12 protein-coding genes are annotated in these 14464 nt (G+C 71.0%); 7 read left to right on the top strand and 5 right to left on the bottom strand.

Translation table 11 applies throughout. The annotated features are described in order from the left end of the window. Positions 1-33 precede the first annotated feature (33 nt). On the top strand, positions 34-843 hold the full coding sequence (locus tag ABD858_RS11950; RefSeq protein WP_345036413.1) for a phosphatase: 810 nt from the start codon (positions 34-36) through the stop codon (positions 841-843). Here the strand turns inward: ABD858_RS11950 and ABD858_RS11945 are convergent. The 3 genes from ABD858_RS11945 to ABD858_RS11935 form a co-directional block, all read right to left on the bottom strand. Then, entirely contained in the window at positions 819-3422 is a 2604-nt protein-coding gene (locus ABD858_RS11945; RefSeq protein WP_345036410.1) for a SpoIIE family protein phosphatase, read from the bottom strand. The two genes, ABD858_RS11950 and ABD858_RS11945, sit on opposite strands and share 25 nt — an antisense overlap. A 133-nt stretch (positions 3423-3555) precedes the next feature. Beyond that, positions 3556-4428: an acyl-CoA thioesterase II gene (gene tesB / locus ABD858_RS11940; protein ID WP_345036408.1), complete on the bottom strand. Its 873-nt coding sequence runs from the start codon at positions 4426-4428 to the stop codon at positions 3556-3558. A 17-nt stretch (positions 4429-4445) separates the two neighbouring features. Beyond that, entirely contained in the window at positions 4446-5603 is a 1158-nt protein-coding gene (locus ABD858_RS11935) for an acyl-CoA dehydrogenase family protein (RefSeq protein WP_345036406.1), read from the bottom strand. Positions 5604-5790: 187 nt separating this feature from the next. Between ABD858_RS11935 and ABD858_RS11930 the strand changes: the two genes are divergently transcribed. Then, positions 5791-6414, top strand: a complete 624-nt coding sequence (locus ABD858_RS11930; protein WP_345036404.1) for a Uma2 family endonuclease — start codon at positions 5791-5793, stop codon at positions 6412-6414. 17 nt (positions 6415-6431) lie between these two features. On the opposite strand, the gene ABD858_RS11925 is transcribed toward ABD858_RS11930, so the two are convergent. Further along, the gene (locus ABD858_RS11925) at positions 6432-7871 is read right to left on the bottom strand and encodes a PucR family transcriptional regulator (RefSeq protein WP_345036401.1); all 1440 of its coding nucleotides are present in this window, start codon (positions 7869-7871) and stop codon (positions 6432-6434) included. A 210-nt stretch (positions 7872-8081) separates the two neighbouring features. Between ABD858_RS11925 and ABD858_RS11920 the strand changes: the two genes are divergently transcribed. The 5 genes from ABD858_RS11920 to ABD858_RS11900 all read left to right on the top strand — a co-directional run bounded on the left by ABD858_RS11920 (position 8082) and on the right by ABD858_RS11900 (position 13587). Continuing rightward, a complete protein-coding gene (locus ABD858_RS11920) occupies positions 8082-9563 on the top strand; it encodes a sodium:solute symporter family protein (RefSeq protein ID WP_345036399.1) in 1482 nt (493 codons plus the stop codon). A gap of 68 nt (positions 9564-9631) precedes the next feature. After that, positions 9632-10609, top strand: coding sequence for an agmatinase (gene speB, locus ABD858_RS11915; RefSeq protein WP_345036397.1), 978 nt, complete (start codon positions 9632-9634; stop codon positions 10607-10609). A gap of 545 nt (positions 10610-11154) precedes the next feature. Then, positions 11155-12837 carry a thiamine pyrophosphate-binding protein gene (locus tag ABD858_RS11910; RefSeq protein ID WP_345036394.1) on the top strand — a complete coding sequence of 561 codons (1683 nt, stop codon included), beginning with the start codon at positions 11155-11157 and terminating at the stop codon, positions 12835-12837. A gap of 115 nt (positions 12838-12952) precedes the next feature. Beyond that, the gene (locus ABD858_RS11905; protein WP_425586188.1) at positions 12953-13168 is read left to right on the top strand and encodes a type II toxin-antitoxin system VapB family antitoxin; all 216 of its coding nucleotides are present in this window, start codon (positions 12953-12955) and stop codon (positions 13166-13168) included. Next, positions 13165-13587: a PIN domain nuclease gene (locus ABD858_RS11900; protein ID WP_345036392.1), complete on the top strand. Its 423-nt coding sequence runs from the start codon at positions 13165-13167 to the stop codon at positions 13585-13587. Before ABD858_RS11905 ends, ABD858_RS11900 begins: the two co-directional genes overlap by 4 nt. A gap of 168 nt (positions 13588-13755) precedes the next feature. Here ABD858_RS11900 and ABD858_RS11895 read toward each other — a convergent pair whose 3' ends face one another. Then, the gene (locus tag ABD858_RS11895) at positions 13756-14451 is read right to left on the bottom strand and encodes a hypothetical protein (protein ID WP_345036390.1); all 696 of its coding nucleotides are present in this window, start codon (positions 14449-14451) and stop codon (positions 13756-13758) included. Positions 14452-14464 lie beyond the last annotated feature (13 nt).

The following is a 14464-nucleotide window of genomic DNA, read 5'->3' as shown; positions in this document are numbered from 1 at the left end:
ACCCAACGGGTGACGGACGGCAGAATGGGGGCCATGCCGATACCCAGCCGTGCCGCCCTTGTCGATCACCTCGTCCGCACTCGTATCGCCGGTGATGTCGCCACCCCTCGCGACAACAACCTCTCCCACTACCGCAAGCTCGCGAACGGCGAGCGTCACTACTGGCTGGGTCTGGAGCTCGGCGACCGCTGGACCGACGAACAGGACGTGCTCGCCGTGATGGCCGAGCGGTGCGGCGTCAACGACGACCCCGAGCACCGCCAGGGGCAGGACACCATCGACCCGGAGCTCACCGTCGACGCGCTGGAACGGCTGGCGGCCCGGCTGCGCAAGGCCGCCATGGGCAAGCAGCGCGTGCTCTTCGCCACCGGCCATCCGGGCGGGCTGCTCGACGTGCACCGGCAGACCGCGGACGCGCTGCGCACCGCCGGCTGCGAGATCATGCGCATTCCGTCCGGGCTCACCGCCGACGAGGCCATGGTCTTCCAGTTCGCGGATGTCGCCGTGCTGGAGCGCGGGGCCACGCTGTGGCACACGCACTCGCCCGCGCCGATGGACGCGATCCTCGACGGCCTGGAGCGCGAGGGCCGTCCGCAGCCCGATCTGGTGGTCGCCGACCACGGCTGGGCGGGCTGTGCGGGGCAGCGCGGCCTCGATGCGGTCGGCTACGCCGACTGCAACGACCCGGCGCTCTTCATCGGCGAGGCCGAGGGCACCATCCAGGTGACGGTGCCGCTCGACGACCATGTCACCGACCCGCGCTTCTACGACCCGATGGTCGCCTACCTGCTGGACACGGCGGGTCTCCTCAAGGCGGGTCAGCCCCCGATGTCGTCCCACTGAGCGAGCAGGAGCCCGCCGAGATCCGCATCGGGCTCCACGGCGCCGTCATGGAGGGTCTGTTCGGTCCAGATGACCTTGCCGAAGCCGGTGTAGCGGGTGCCCCAGCGCTGGGCGAACTGGGCGACGAGGAACAGGCCGCGGCCGCCCTCGTCGGTCGTCTTCGCCCGGCGCAGATGGGGGGAGGTGCTGGAGCCGTCGGACACCTCGCAGGTCAGCGTGCGGTCGTACAGCAGGCGGACCGTGATGGGCTGGGTGCCGTAGCGGATGGCGTTGGTGATCAGCTCGCTGAGGATCAGCTCGGTGGCGAAGGCGATCTCCTCCAGCCCCCAGTCGCTCAGCCGGAGGACGCACTCGGCGCGGGTGGGGGCGACGGCCGCGGGATCGGAGGGGATGGCCCATTCGGCGACCTGCGCGGCGCCCAGCCGGTGGGTCCGGGCCACCAGCAGCGCGATGTCGTCGCCGGGGCGGTCCGGCAGCAGCGCGTCCAGCACCGAGGCGCAGGTCTCCTCCGGGGCGCGGTCCACCGCGGCGGCCAGGGCGGTGCGCAGTGCCTCCAGGCCGGTGTCGAGGTCGCCGCGTCCCTTGATCAGCCCGTCGGTGAAAAGCACCAGACGCGAGCCCTCCGGCACCTGCAGCCTGGCCGTCTCGAAGGGCAGACCGCCGCCCAGGCCCAGCGGCGGAGAGACCGGCACGTCCGGGTAGTCCACGGTGCCGTCCGGGCGGACCAGGGCCGGTCCCGGGTGGCCCGAACGGGCCAGGGTGCACACCCCGGTGACCGGGTCGTAGACGGCGTACAGGCAGGTGGCGCCGGTGACCGCCGGGCCGTCGTGGTTCCCGGCGGCCTCGTCGGTGTCGATCTGGGTGACCAGCTCGTCCAGATGGTTCAGGAGTTCGTCGGGAGGCAGATCGAGGGCCGAGAAGTTGCGGACGGCGGTGCGCAGGCGGCCCATGGTGGCGGCGGCGTGCAGGCCGTGGCCGACGACGTCGCCGACCACCAGCGCCACGCGGGTGCCGGGCAGCGGGATGACGTCGAACCAGTCGCCGCCCACCCCGGCCCGGGCGGGCAGGTAGCGGTGGGCGACCTCCAGCGCGGACTGCTCGGGCAGGGCGTGGGGCAGCAGGCTGCGCTGCAGGGTGACGGCCATGGTGTGCTCATGGGTGTAGCGGCGGGCGTTGTCGATGCACACCGCGGCCCGGGCGGCCAGCTCCCCGGCGAAGGACAGGTCCTCCTCCTCGAAGGGATCGCTCTTCGAACGCGAGAAGACTGCCAGCCCCAGCACCACCCCGCGCGCCCGCAACGGCACCGCGATCAGTGAGCGCGTGCCGGGGTCACTCGGGTCGGCTTCGAGCACCGCACGGCAGCTTTCCACGGCTCGGGCCTGCGGCGTGCCGTGGGCGAGCCCGACCGGCTCGCCCACCGGGGCCGTCGGCGTGTCCGCGTGGACACCGCTCATGGCGGTGCGCCGCATGGCGGTGTCGTGCTCGGCCGGTTCCTCGCCGCGCAGGACCGCCTCCAGCAGCTCGACAGTGACGAAGTCGGCGAACCGGGGAACCCCCACCTCGGCCAGTTCCTCGGCGGTGTGCGCCACATCCAGCGTGGTTCCGATCCGCACCCCGGCGTCGTACAGCAGTCCCAGCCGCTCCCGTGCCACCTCCGCCCGCCCGGTCAGCGCCCGAAGCTCGGTGGTGTCCCGCAGCGTCGCCACGCTCCCGGGCTGCCCGCCGTAGGGGGCGGTGGGCCGCTGGTTGACGGCCAGCAGCCGGTCCCCGGCGAAGAGCACCTCGTCGATCGCGGTCCGCCCGGAGGCCAGCAGCTGTGCCGTGCCCGGCTCCAGATCCAGGTCCGTGACCTGGCGCTGCTCGGCATCCGGCGGCAGATCCAGCAGCCGCCGCGCCTCGTCGTTGGCCAGCAGCAGCCGCCCGTCGCCCCCGACGATGAGCACCCCCTCCCGGACCGCGTGCAGCACCGCGTCGTGGTGCTCGTACATCCGTGTCATCTCCGCCGGGTCCAGGCCGTGGGTCTGGCGCCGCAGCCGCCGACTCGCCAGCGCCGTGCCGCCCGCGGACAGCACCAGCGCACCGGCCGCACCCCCCACGAGAAGCGGAAGCTGCCGGCCCAGGCCCTCCACATGCTTGGCCGTGACTCCGACAGCGACGACACCGACGACCTTCCCCTTGCCGTCGGTCACGGGAACCACGCCCTGCACCTCGGTGCCGAAGGGCCCTCGAACGGTCTCCGTGGAGACCTTGCCGCTGAGGGCGGGCTTGATGTTGGCGACGGCCGGTCTGCCGATGAGGCTCGGCAAGGGGTGGGTGTAGCGGATGCCCTTCGTGTTCGTCACGACGACGAAGTCGACGCCTGTCAGCTTCCGGGTCCGCTCGGCCTGCGGCTGGAGCACAGCAGTCGGGTTCTTGGAGTGGAGGGCCGGCGCGACCTCGGGAGACGCCGAGAAGGTCTGGGCGATGGCGACCGACCGGTTGACGGCCGCCCGTTCGGAGATTCCACGGGCGTGGAATGCGAGTGCCACCGTCACGACGACGATGAGGAGGAGGGCGAACACGGCCTGTACGGCGAACATCTGCCCGGCGATGCTGCGCCCGCTCAGGATCCGGCGAAGGCGTTGTCCCGGTGGGTCGCGCGGGGTGTGCCTCGATCGCCCGAAGAGCCCGGTCACCTTTTCTTTCTAGCACCTCGCTGCCCCGGGCGGCTCATCACCGCGGGACGCGGACCACGCCCTCCTGGATCACCGAGATCGCCAGTCGACCGTCCCGGGTGTAGATCCGGGCCTGGCCCAGTCCGCGGCCGCCGGAGGCCGACGGGGACTCCTGGTCGTACAGCAGCCACTCGTCCGCCCGGAACGGCCGGTGGAACCACATGGCGTGGTCCAGGCTCGCGCCCACCACGTCGCCCACCGTCCAGCCGCCCCGGCCGTGGGCGAGCAGGACGGAGTCGAGCAGGGTCATGTCGGAGACATACGTGGCCAGGCAGATGTGCAGCAGCGGGTCGTCGGCCAGTTTGCCGTTCGTACGGAACCAGACCTGCGAGCGCGGCTCGCGCGCCCGGCCGGTGGTGGCGTAGGGCGGCTCGTCGACGTAGCGCAGATCGACGGCCTCCCGGGCCTCCAGCAGCCGGGCCGCCACGCCGGGCTCGTAGAAGGCGTCCGCGTACCGCGGCAGCGTCTCCTGGGCGGTCGGCAGCGTCTCCGGGTCGGGCGCGGGCGGCATGTGCGCCTGGTGGTCCAGGCCCTCCTCGTGCGTCTGGAACGATGCCGAGAGATGGAAGATCGGCTGCCCGTGCTGCACCGCCACCACCCTCCGGGTGGTGAAGGAGCGGCCGTCGCGGATGCGGTCGACCGTGTAGACGATCGGCGCGCCCGGGTCACCCATGCGCAGGAAGTACGAGTGCAGGGAGTGCGGAAGCCGGTCCTCGGGGACGGTACGGCCCGCGGCGACCAGGGCCTGTGCGGCGACCTGGCCGCCGAAGACGCGCGGTATGAGGGCGGAGCGGCTGATGCCGCGGAAGATGTTCTGCTCGATCTGCTCCAGGTCGAGCAGATCGAGCAGGGACTGCAGTGCCGGGTTCAACCTGTCTCCTGTGGGCCTTACAGGCCCATGTCCTTGGCGATGATCGACTTCATGACCTCGCTGGTGCCGCCGTAGATGCGGTTGACGCGGTTGTCGGCGTAGAGACGGGCGATCGGGTACTCGTTCATGTAGCCGTAGCCGCCGTGCAGCTGGAGGCAGCGGTCGATGACCCGGTGCGCGACCTCGGTGCAGAACAGCTTCGCGGAGGCGGCCTCGGCCGGGGTCAGCTCGCCGGCGTCCAGGGCCTCCAGGGCGCGGTCGGCGACGGCCTGGGCGGCGTCCACCTCGGCCTGGCAGGCGGCCAGCTCGAACTTGGTGTTCTGGAAGTGCGCGACCGGCTTGCCGAAGACCGTGCGCTCCTGCACGTACGCCTGCGCGAACCGGACGGCGGCCCGGGCCTGGGCGTATGCGCCGAAGGCGATGCCCCAGCGCTCCGAGGGCAGGTTCCGGCCGAGGTAGGAGAAGCCCTTGTTCTCCTCGCCGAGCAGGTCCTCGACCGGGACCTTGACGTCGACGAAGGCCAGCTCGGCGGTGTCGGAGGTGCGCAGGCCCAGCTTGTCGAGCTTGCGGCCGATGGAGTAGCCCTCGGACTTGGTGTCCACGGCGAACAGGGAGATGCCGAAGCGGCGGTCGTCCTCGCGGGGGGCGGAGGTGCGGGCGCAGACGATCACACGGTCGGCGTGCACACCACCGGTGATGAAGGTCTTGGCGCCGTTGAGGACGTAGTGCGTGCCGTCCTCGGAGAGCTTTGCGGTGGTCTTCATGCCCGCGACGTCGGAGCCGGTGCCCGGCTCGGTCATCGCCAGCGCCCACATCTCCTCGCCGGTGGCGAACTGCGGCAGGTAGCGCTTCTTCTGCTCGTCGGTGGCGAGCATCTTGATGTAGGGGAGGGCGAGCAGCACGTGCACGTTGGAGCCGCCGAACTGGACGCCCGCGCGCGAGGTCTCCTCGTAGAGCACGGCCTCGAACTTGTGGGTGTCCAGGCCCGCGCCGCCGAACTCCTCGGGGACGTTGATGCCGAAGAGGCCCAGCTCGCCGAGCTTGTAGTAGAAGTCGCGGGGCGCCTGGCCCTCGTCGAACCACTTGTCGTAGACGGGGACGACCTCGGCCTCGATGAAGGCCCGGATGGTCTCCCGGAAGGCCTCGTGGTCCTCGTTGAACACCGTACGGCGCACGCGACGCCCTCCCTCTGCTGTGGCTCCAAGCTTGACTAAGCGCTTGCTCGGGGAAAGTTACCCGGGAGTTCTCCTGCCTGTCCAGAGAGGGAGCGGTCGGCAGGGGTGACAGCGGGTTCCACTCGGGCGAGTGGCGGTACGGTCATTTCGGGTCCGCGAGTGCGCGGTGCCGCACATGATCTCCTCCATGGGAGCAGCGATGGCCGCAGCGGCAGCATCGGGACAGTGGGAGCTCGCCACCCCGGAGAACTGGATGTTCCCCCCGAAGGGCGGTTGGACGTTTGACCAGGTTCGTGAGCTGGTTCTGCCGTTCGACTGGGAACTCATGGATGGGATCATCGTGGTACGAGGGGCGACCGAGTGGTGGCACGACTATGTGCGCGATGAGCTCTACTTCGGGCTCAGGAGCGCGACTCGGCCACCTTTCTTCGTCGGTGTCGAGCGGTGGACCATGTTTGACGAGAAGAACGTTCCCAAGCCCGACATCGTGGTCTGCGACAAGACCGGTCTTGATATCCGCTCGTTGGACTGCACCCCCGTCGCGAGTATCGCGCTGGCGGTTGAGGTGGTGTCTCCAGGGTCACGTTCTCAGGACCGATTCCGGAAGCCGGGCATGTACGCCGAGGCGGGGATTGACTATTTCTGGCGGGTCGAGCGCGGTGAGGATCATCTGCCGGTGGTGTACGAATTCTGGCGGGATCCTGAGTCCGGCGTGTATGCGGCCAGTCCGGAACGGCCGGTCCATACCGGTGAGTTGATCACCTCGGTGCCTTTTCCCGTCAAGATCGACCTGCGTTTGCCCGAGCTCTGAGCGAACTCTGAGTCACTTCACGCCTTCCGCAGCGCGAACCACAGCTCCATCCTGACGTCGGGGTCGTCCAGATCCGTGTCCAGCAGGGCCGCGCAGCGGGCGATGCGCTGGCGCACCGTGTTGCGGTGCACGCCCAGGGCTGACGCCGTACGGTCCCAACTGCCGTGCAGGGAGAGCCAGGTGCGCAGGGTGCCGGTGAGCGCGGGGGAGTCCGCGATCGGCGCCAGCAGCGTACGGGCGTGGGCCCGGGCCTCGGCCGGGTCGACCAGGGAGGCCATGCCCGCGTCCCGGTGCCGGAACAGCGGCGTACGGGCCGCCTCCGCGCGGTGCAGGGCGCGGGCCGCCTGGGCGTCGGCGGCGGGCAGGTCCGCGGGGTCGGCCGGGGCGCTGACACCCAGGGTCCAGCCGGGGTGGGCGGTCACCTCGCGTGCGCCGGGCAGCAGGACCCGTACCGTGTCGCCGTCCGTGTCCGCCAGGGAACTGCCCAGCGCCGCGCCGAGGGCGGCCGGGGTGCCGGTGCCGCGGGCGTGCACCACGGTCCACGGGCCTTCCCCCACCAGGGGCGCCGCCTCGGCGGGCGAGGCTCCGAGCAGCAGCCTGACCAGGGCGGAGTCGTGCCCTGTGCTGCCCTTGCCCTGGAGTCGGGCGGTCAGCAGCGACAGCAGCAGGACGGCGATCCCGGCGATGGTGTTGTCGCCGGCTTCGCGTCCCGCTGTCGCCACCCCGAGGGTGAACCCTTCGCCGCCGCCGAGGGCGTACGCGGCGAGCCGGGTGTCCTCGACCGTGTCGGTGGCCGACGTGGGGGCGGGCCGGGCAGGTCGGTCCCCGTCCGGCGGCTGGGGGCTCACCACCCGGGTGAGGCGGGCCAGCGCGGCCCGGACGCCGTCGGAGGGGGCGCGGCCCGTGGCGTCCAGGTCTGTGCCGTCGGGGCCGTGGAGCACCGCCCAGCCGTTGAGACGCGCGGCGAGCGCGCGCAGGACCGCGGGAATCGGGTCCGGGCGGGCCGCGGCGGTGGCCAGGGCCTGCTGGGCCTGGGTGACCCGGCGCAGTTCTTGATGGCGGGCCTCGGCCATGAGCCGCCACACCGCGCGGGCGACCGTGGTGAACGGGGTCCGCTGCGGAACCTCCAGCAGTGGCAGCCCGTGCCGGTCGCACGCCTTGACCAGCGCCGGGGGCACCGTGTCGTACACCGGCGCGACTCCGAAGCCGAGCGCGGCGGCGCCCGCCCCGACGACCCGGGCCACATAGGCGTCCGGGTCGGTGAGCTGCACGCCGGCCGTGAGGAGCAACTCGCCGCCGAGGAGATACGGGTACGGGTCGGCCATCTCGGAGGTGTGCACCCAGTGCACGGGCCTGTCCTCGTCGGGCCCGGCGATCCGGCGCAGGCCGAGGTCCTCCCTGGCCAGCAGTGCGGCAAGCGAGATGGGTGGGGTGGGTGGGGCTGGGGGATCCGGCATGGTGGACGGTTCATCCATGAGGGGGCTGGGCGATGGATGAAACGTACACTTCTTCGTCGCTTTTCGGCCACCTATCGTCATGGGGACCGGCGGCCGCGGGTACGGGCGGATGTCCCCGCACAAGAGCCGCAGGGGGCCGGGGGTTTCCCCCGGAGAAACACAGTCCCCGTATTGCACGACACGCCACCGAGGTGAGCGGAGGAGGGCCCCATGGCCGTCGATTACGCAGTGATCGTTCTTTATATGGCCGGAATGCTGGCCATGGGCTGGTGGGGCATGCGCCGCGCCAAGTCGAAGAGCGAGTTTCTTGTGGCGGGCCGCCGGCTCGGCCCGTTCATGTACTCCGGCACGATGGCGGCGATCGTCCTCGGCGGCGCGTCCACCATCGGCGGTGTGGGCCTCGGCTACAAGTACGGCCTCTCCGGGGCCTGGATGGTCTTCACCATCGGCCTGGGCCTGCTCGCGCTCAGCATCTTCTTCTCCGCCCGGATCGCGCGGCTGAAGGTCTACACCGTCTCCGAGATGCTCGACCTGCGTTACGGCGGCAAGGCCGGCGTCATCTCCGGCGTCGTCATGTGGGCGTACACGCTGATGCTCGCGGTCACCTCGACCATCGCGTACGCCTCGATCTTCGACGTCCTCTTCGATCTCAACCGCACCGCCGCGATCATCCTCGGCGGCTCGATCGTCGTCGCGTACTCCACGCTCGGCGGCATGTGGTCGATCACGCTCACCGACATGGTGCAGTTCGTCGTGAAGACCATCGGTGTGCTGCTCCTGCTGCTGCCGATCGCGGTCGTCAAGGCGGGCGGTTTCTCCGGGATGAAGGAGTCCCTGCCGGCGAGCTACTTCGACTGGATGGGCATCGGCGGCGAGACGATCTTCACCTACGTCCTGATCTACACCTTCGGCATGCTGATCGGCCAGGACATCTGGCAGCGGGTGTTCACCGCGCGCAGCGACAAGGTCGCCAAGCACGGCGGCACGGTCGCCGGTACGTACTGCCTGGCCTACGCGCTGGCCGGCGCCGTCATCGGCACCGCGGCCAAGGTCCTCTACCCGAACCTCGGCAACCCGGACGACGCCTTCGCGACCATCGTCAAGGACGCCCTGCCCATGGGCGTGCGCGGCCTGGTGCTGGCCGCGGCGCTCGCCGCGGTGATGTCCACCTCCTCCGGCGCCCTGATCGCCTCCGCCACCGTCGCCAACAACGACATCTGGTCGCGGCTGCGCGGCAAGGCCGGAGCCAAGGGCGGTGAGGAGCACGACGAGGTGAAGGGCAACCGCACCTTCATCCTGATCATGGGCATCGCCGTGATCGTCATCGCGACCCGGCTCAGCAGCGTCCTGGAGGGCCTGACCGTCGCGTACGACCTGCTGGTCGGCGGACTGCTGGTGCCGATCCTCGGCGGCCTGCTGTGGAAGCGCGGCACCGCACAGGGCGCGCTCTCCGCGGTGGTCGTCGGCGGTCTGACCGTGATCGCGCTGATGTGGAAGTTCGGCATCCTCGCCAACGAGCCCGTCTACTACGGCCTGCTGGCCTCGCTCGCCACGTACGTGATCGTCTCGCTGGCCACCCCGGCGACCGATGAGGCGGTACTGGCCAACTGGCGCGAGCGCCTCGCGGGGCGCGGGTCGGACGCAGACAACCCCGAGGCTTCCGGGCTGGTGACCGTGCCTGCTCGGAGCTGACAACTCCCTTACGGCTGACGTCACATATAGTCGTAAAACGTAAAGAAGCGTAGAAGGAAGGCATCCTGATGAGCAGCAACGAGACGCCGCGCGGCCCCGTCGACTCCTCCCGCATCCCGCGGTACGCCGGTCCCGCCACGTTCGCCCGGCTGCCGCGCCTCGACGAGGTCGGCAAGACCGACGTCGCCGTGGTCGGCGTACCGTTCGACACCGGCGTCTCGTACCGGCCGGGCGCCCGCTTCGGCGGCAACGCCATCCGTGAGGCCTCCCGGCTGCTGCGCCCGTACAACCCGGCGCAGGACGCCTCCCCCTTCGCACTCGCCCAGGTCGCCGACGCCGGTGACATCGCGGCCAACCCCTTCAACATCAACGAGGCCGTCGAGACCATCGAGGCCGCCGCGGGGGACCTGCTCGACACCGGCGCCCGGCTGATGACCCTCGGTGGCGACCACACCATCGCGCTGCCGCTGCTGCGCGCGGTCGCCAAGAAGCACGGCCCGGTCGCGCTGCTGCACTTCGACGCGCACCTGGACACCTGGGACACCTACTTCGGCGCCGAGTACACCCACGGCACCCCGTTCCGCCGCGCGGTGGAGGAGGGCATCCTCGACACCGAGGCGCTGTCGCACGTCGGTACCCGCGGCCCGCTGTACGGCAAGCAGGACCTCTCCGACGACGAGAAGATGGGCTTCGGCATCGTGACGTCCGCCGACGTCTACCGCCGCGGCGCCGACGAGGTGGCCGACCAGCTGCGCCGGCGCATCGGCGACCGCCCGCTGTACATCTCCATCGACATCGATGTGCTCGACCCGGCCCACGCGCCCGGCACCGGCACCCCGGAGGCCGGCGGCATGACCTCCCGCGAGCTGCTGGAGATCCTGCGCGGACTGTCCTCCTGCAACCTGGTCTCCGCGGACGTCGTCGAGGTCGCCCCGGCGTACGACCACGCCGAGATCACCGCGGTGGCCGCCTCCCACACCGCGTACGAGCTGACCACGATCATGTCCCGTCAGATCGCCGCGCAGCGCGCCTCCGGCGCGAAGTAACGCTCGGGTCGGGGTGCGCGTGGCCCGGGGCGCGCGCACCCCGACGACGGCTGGTGCTGTGGCCGGAAAGGCTTGCCGGGTGGCTCGCGGCTCCCCCCGCTACCTCCCCCAGCTACCTCCCCCAGCTACCGCTGGGGGTGCCCCCAGGGTGCCCCCAGGGTGCCCCCGGAGGTGTCCCCCGGGTGCGGTGCATCGCAAGGCGGAGCGTCGCAGCTCGTACTCGGCCGTACTCGCGCGATGCGACAACGCTGGGGGTACCTCCCGTGCCCGAAGGGCTACGGGGGAGAGGCGCCGTGCCTGGGGGTACCTCCCAGCGGTAGCTGGGGGGAGCGTCGCGAGCCGGTGCACCTTCCGGTCACAGCACCAGGCCGGGTGCGGCCCGGTGGGCGGGTTGTGCCCACCCTCCCCCGAGCTCTCGGCTCCGCTCGAGCAGGGGGACCCCCACCTCCCCCCCAGGACTTCGTCCTGGGGGACCCCACCCCTGGGACTTCGTCCTGTGGGGACCCCCACGCGGCACGAATGCCCACAACCCTCAGGGACGACTCATGACTCACGACCACGACCTTGTGCTGCGGCCCACGGCGCGCCAGACCGAGGCCGCGCTCAACCCCCCGGCGGGGCGCAACGGCGGCGATCTGGTCGTCGAGACCCTCCAGGGCCTCGGCGCCACCACGGTCTTCGGGCTGCCCGGCCAGCACGCGCTCGGCATGTTCGACGCACTGCGCCGCTCGTCGCTGGCATACGTGGGCCTGCGTGTCGAGAACAACGCCGGTTTCGCCGCCGACGCCTACGGCCGGATCACCGGAGAGGCCGCCCCGCTGCTGCTCTCCACCGGGCCCGGCGCGCTCATGTCGCTCGCCGCGCTCCAGGAGGCCGCGGCGGCCAGCGCGCCCGTGCTGGCCATCGGCAGCCAGATCCCGTCCGCCGGGCTCGGCGGCGGCCGTCACGGTTATCTGCACGAACTCCGCGACCAGCAGGCCTCGTTCCGCGACATCGTGAAGTCCGTGCACACCGTCCGTACGGCCTCGCAGATCCCCTCCGCGATCGCCGCCGCCTGGGAGTCCGCGCTCACCGCCCCGCACGGGCCGGTCTGGGTCGAGATCCCCCAGGACGTGCTGCTCGCCGGAACCACCCTTCCGGTCGTCACCGCGATGGACGCCACCCCGCGCGACCTCGTGCCGCGCCCCGAACTGACCGCCGTGGCGGCACACTTGCTGTCCGACGCGGTCCGCCCGGCGATCATTGCCGGCGGCGGTGTCGTACGCTCCGACGCCACCGGCAAGCTCCTCGCGCTCGCCGAGAAGCTGGACGCACCGGTCGTCACCACCTTCGGCGGCAAGGGCGCCTTCCCCTGGGAGCACCCGCTGTCGCTGCAGTCCTGGCTGGAGGACCGGCACACCACCGACCTCCTGGAGGACGCCGACGTCCTGCTGGTCGTCGGCAGCGGGCTGGGCGAACTCTCCTCGAACTACCACACGTTCGCTCCGCGCGGCCGGGTGATCCAGATCGAGGCGGACCTCGGCAAGCTGGAGTCCAACCACCCTGCCCTCGGCATCCACGCCGACGCCCGGCTCGCCCTCTCCGCCCTCCTCGAAACCGTCGAGGAGCGCCGCGACGAGGCCGCCGCCGAGCGCGTACGCACCCTCCTCACCAAGGTGCGGGAGCGGATCGCCGCCCAGGACCTGACCCTGGAGCAGCAGGTCCTCGCCTCGGTGCGGGCGGCCCTGCCCGACACGTCCCCCAGCTTCTGGGACATGACGATCCTCGGCTACTGGGCCTGGTCCGCCTTCGACGCCCGGCGTCCCAACACGATGCACTCCGCCCAGGGCGCCGGCGGCCTCGGCTACGGTTTCCCCGCCGCCCTCGGCGCCGCCGCGGCGGACCGTACGCGCCCCGTCCTCGCCGTCTCGGGCGACGGCGGCGCGATGTATTCCATCGCCGAACTGGCCACGGCCCGCCAGTACGACCTGCCGGTCACCTGGCTGATCGTCGACGACGGCGGCTACGGCATCCTGCGCGAGTACATGACGGACGCCTTCGGCGAGGCCACGGCGACGGAACTGACCCGCCCGGACTTCGTCGCCCTCGCCGAGTCCTTCGGCGTCCCGGCGGTCCGTACAACCCCCGAGTCGCTGCGCGAGGACCTGTCCAGGGCCCTCGCCGAGCCCGGCCCCTCGGTCGTCGTGCTTCCGGCGCTGCTGCGGATGTTCGCCCCGACGCACCTCTGACCGGTATCCCCCGGCGCCCCCGTTGTCCTGCCCGGGACGGTGGGGGCGTCAGGCGTTGCAGCGCAACCTCAGGCGCCATATGCTGCATATGGCGATTCCATAGGGAGGATATGTCATGGCGATGTCGAACCTCTACGTGGAAGTGGACGACGAGGCTCTGAGCGAAGCGGCCTCGATACTGGGCACCAAGACGAAAAAAGACACCGTCAACGCGGCTCTGCTCGAAGTCGCCAAGCGGCGCAAGCGGCTCAAGGCGCTTGAAGAGCTTGCCGCCATGGGTGAGCGTGGCGATTTCGACATCCTGCTGGACAAGAGCGGCTATCGCCGATGAGTCCCATTACTCACCTCATCGACACTTCTGCGGCCGCCCGGATCCTGACCAGCAAGCAGGTCCGTGAGCGCTGGAGCGACCACCTCGCCGAGGGGGTGATCGCGCTGTGTGACATCACCGAGCTGGAGATCCTTTTCTCGGCCCAGTCGCTTGCAGATCGCCTCGCGAAGGAGGGGCTGCTCGGAGAGCTCTTCAACCGGACACCCGTGCCGGACGGGGTGCACCAGCGAGCCCGGACGGTACAGCGCATGCTGACCGAACGCGGCGAGCACCACAGCGCGGGTGCCGTTGACCTGCTCGTCGCGGCCACCGCTGAGCTGAACGGGCTGATCGTTCTGCACTACGACGCGGACTTCGACACCGTGGCCCGAGCCACCGGCCAGCCCACCGCCTGGGTGGCACCTCCCGGCACCTTGTGACTTCCTGCCGACGGCGCGCTGACTGTCTCGCGGCCATGGGCACCGCCACCTGGCGGCCAGGGAACAGGTCAGCGGCTGCCGAGGCCGCGCGTGGCCACCTGTGGTCAGCCCAGGAGTCAGGCAGGCTCTGTCCGGGGCGCTGCATGTGACGTTCGTTCGGGCCTCGGGCTACGCCCGGGGGGTGAGGGCGCGCTCGCCTCGCAGCAACAGCCACGCTGCCGCCAAGAGGAGCAGGAGCAGCGCGCACATGACGGTCAGGGGCACGCCGATGCCGGCTCCGATAGGGGAGGACGACCACCAGTACAGTTCCCACTGCGCGCCGCCGGGAAATTCCATCCACGCGGCGATCCAGTAGTGCGGCAGCGTGGAGCGGATCCCGGTGGTGACCAACGGCATGGTGACGACCATGCCGCCGACCGCGACGGCTGCTCCGGCGATGACGACGCGTGTGGCAGCGGCAGCGCATACGCCGAGAGCGGCGTAGACGGAGAGGGCGAGCACCGCACGTGAGCACGACTCGGCGGTTTCCGCCCAGCCGACAGGCGCCGCCTGCCAGGTGATGTGCTGTGCCCAGGTGACATGCGGTGGCGGTGTCGGGGGTTCGAAGAGCTGGGCGCTGCCCCAGAGCGCTGCCCAGGTGACGAGAACACTGATGCACGAGGCGGTCAGTACGGCGGCGATCTTCCAGAGCAACCCACGCACGACGGACGCCTGGTGGAGACGGGCGAGCGACCAGGTGCCGGTCTCCACGCCTTCCCCGCCGAGTACCGCCCCGAGCAGTGCGGCGAACACCAGTCCCAGCAGGGCGCCGTGGTGCCAGGCTGCTGCCTGAAGTGCCCCTGCCGGACTGATCAGATGGGCCATGGCCTGACCGATG

Source organism: Streptomyces sannanensis, from assembly GCF_039536205.1.
In the GTDB taxonomy this organism is placed as follows: domain Bacteria; phylum Actinomycetota; class Actinomycetes; order Streptomycetales; family Streptomycetaceae; genus Streptomyces; species Streptomyces sannanensis.
Note: the sequence above shows the minus strand (reverse complement) of the source record. Positions and strands in the feature narration are given on the sequence as shown.

Bases quoted from the DNA above. Each gene is read 5' to 3' on its own strand.
- ABD858_RS11950 (WP_345036413.1), top strand. From the start codon at position 34: ATGCCGATACCCAGCCGTGCCGCCCTTGTCGATCACCTCGTCCGCACT.
- ABD858_RS11945 (WP_345036410.1), bottom strand. From the start codon at position 3,422: ATGTTCGCCGTACAGGCCGTGTTCGCCCTCCTCCTCATCGTCGTCGTG.
- ABD858_RS11930 (WP_345036404.1), top strand. From the start codon at position 5,791: ATGGGAGCAGCGATGGCCGCAGCGGCAGCATCGGGACAGTGGGAGCTC.
- ABD858_RS11925 (WP_345036401.1), bottom strand. From the start codon at position 7,871: ATGCCGGATCCCCCAGCCCCACCCACCCCACCCATCTCGCTTGCCGCA.
- ABD858_RS11920 (WP_345036399.1), top strand. From the start codon at position 8,082: ATGGCCGTCGATTACGCAGTGATCGTTCTTTATATGGCCGGAATGCTG.
- speB (WP_345036397.1), top strand. From the start codon at position 9,632: ATGAGCAGCAACGAGACGCCGCGCGGCCCCGTCGACTCCTCCCGCATC.
- ABD858_RS11910 (WP_345036394.1), top strand. From the start codon at position 11,155: ATGACTCACGACCACGACCTTGTGCTGCGGCCCACGGCGCGCCAGACC.
- ABD858_RS11905 (WP_425586188.1), top strand. From the start codon at position 12,953: ATGGCGATGTCGAACCTCTACGTGGAAGTGGACGACGAGGCTCTGAGC.
- ABD858_RS11900 (WP_345036392.1), top strand. From the start codon at position 13,165: ATGAGTCCCATTACTCACCTCATCGACACTTCTGCGGCCGCCCGGATC.
- ABD858_RS11895 (WP_345036390.1), bottom strand. From the start codon at position 14,451: ATGGCCCATCTGATCAGTCCGGCAGGGGCACTTCAGGCAGCAGCCTGG.